We start from the raw sequence: 1,655 nt of genomic DNA, 5'->3' as shown, positions 1-1,655 counted from the left end.
GTGCGAGCGCGATGGCGCTGAGCGAGACGACGGATGTGAAGGCGCTGATGGAGGCCAACGGGGGCATCTATGACATCGAGCAGGATCCGCTGTGGAATGGCGAGCAAAGGCAGGTGCCGCGGGCGTTCGACAGGAGGGAGATGGCGTTCTACCAGTGCGACCACCTGGGCACGCCGCAGGAACTGACAGACCATGAGGGCAGCATTGCGTGGTCGGCGCAGTACAAGGCGTGGGGGGAGGCGCGGGAGGCGATCAGCGAGGCTGGGAGAAGGGCGGGGTTCAGGAATCCGATTCGGTTTCAGGGGCAGTACTGGGATGAAGAGACGGGGTTGCACACCGTCACCGTTACTACGACCCCCGAGCGGGGCGGTTTGTGTCAAGTGATCCAATCGCTTTGGCTGGCGGGATAAACCTGCATGCTTACGCGCTGAACACCACTGAATGGATTGATCCCTTGGGGTTACAGCCTCGCGTGCCGCCCCATATCTCATTGCAGAAACAAGCGGGCCATGTGAAGGGGACGCCGCAATACGACAACCGGGTGAATGCCGGGAAGCCGACATCTTGTTTTTGCGATTGGAATGCCGCTATCAAATACACAGATGAGGCGTGGGCGAATGGAACGCAAGTGCCGGGTAGACCTGGAGTGAAGGACTTCGAGTTTGGAATGCCAATTGGCGAGGGGGCCAAAGGAGGAACTCAGAGCAAAGTAAGAGTTCATCAAGACTCTAAAGGAAAAATTCACGGGCACCCTGCCGGCCCCGAAACACCATAGAGGAAAAAATGGAAATAAAATGGATTAGGGTATTGGAAAGAAAATTCGGAAGTCTTGAGGCTCCTGACTATTCTTTTGTGTTGGATGAGGTTGAAAAAAAACCTTATCAGCAAATGATGGATGAGATGTGCAAGAAATTTGTTTTAAAAGAAGATACCGATGAAAATTATGACGTGAGTTTTGGCTATGTTCTATCTTTTTCGCTGGGTAATGATTTTCTTTTCAGAATTTCAATGATCGCGCCTTTTGCTTTTTTGGCTCGAATGCATTTGGATGGCTCGACGTCTAAGCCTATTGTGCGAGAGTTCACTCATGATGAAGCTGAGCTTGAGTTGATTAATGTGATTGAATCTCATGGTGTGTCTCTGCTTGATGCTAAAACTCTAGATTTCCTTGTTCCTCAAGCAAAAAAATACTCAAAACCTCTCTATCAGTGGCTTTTTGTGGATGAAGAGAAGGCGCCTTGGAGTTAAGTGCTTGCAGGAATTTTTTGGCGCTCGTCGACTGGTAGAAAACGAAGATTTCGAGGGTAAGCGATTTTTCATCGAATTGCGATTGATCTTTCGAAAATTTTAATGCTGATTTAATTTTTCTAAAAGATGCTGCCGAATGCGGAAAAAAGTGATTAAGTTTTCGCGTATTTTGGCTGCGAATGCAGTGTTTGCGCCATATTTGTATTGGAAATTTGAGGTTGAATATCTAGAATTCGGCGCAGAACGATGCGGCCGCGGGCATAGCCATTTTTAGATAACCTCCTGAGGAATTAAGCCTACCCCAGCTACCGCTACGACGAACGCGGCAACATGGCCGAGCGCGTACGCAACGGCTGGCGCACCGTCTTCGCATGGGACGGCTTCAACCGCATGACGGCGGCGACCGA

Annotated in this window: 3 protein-coding genes; all 3 read left to right on the top strand. The window is 50.2% G+C overall.

Translation table 11 applies throughout. The features are described from left to right. On the top strand, positions 1 to 410 hold a 410-nt coding region (locus tag PMI12_RS29520), incomplete at its 5' end, for an RHS repeat domain-containing protein (RefSeq protein ID WP_007838669.1). Then, entirely contained in the window at positions 374 to 775 is a 402-nt protein-coding gene (locus PMI12_RS29695; RefSeq protein ID WP_443261192.1) for a hypothetical protein, read from the top strand. The genes PMI12_RS29520 and PMI12_RS29695, both read left to right, overlap by 37 nt. Positions 776 to 783: 8 nt before the next feature. Beyond that, positions 784 to 1,248, top strand: coding sequence for a hypothetical protein (locus PMI12_RS29010; protein WP_157632286.1), 465 nt, complete (start codon positions 784 to 786; stop codon positions 1,246 to 1,248). Positions 1,249 to 1,655 lie beyond the last annotated feature (407 nt).

Source organism: Variovorax sp. CF313 (assembly GCF_000282635.1).
Taxonomy (GTDB): Bacteria; Pseudomonadota; Gammaproteobacteria; order Burkholderiales; family Burkholderiaceae_C; genus Variovorax.
This window is presented reverse-complemented; position numbering and strand designations above follow the sequence as displayed.

Bases quoted from the DNA above. Each gene is read 5' to 3' on its own strand.
- PMI12_RS29010 (WP_157632286.1), top strand. From the start codon at position 784: ATGGAAATAAAATGGATTAGGGTATTGGAAAGAAAATTCGGAAGTCTT.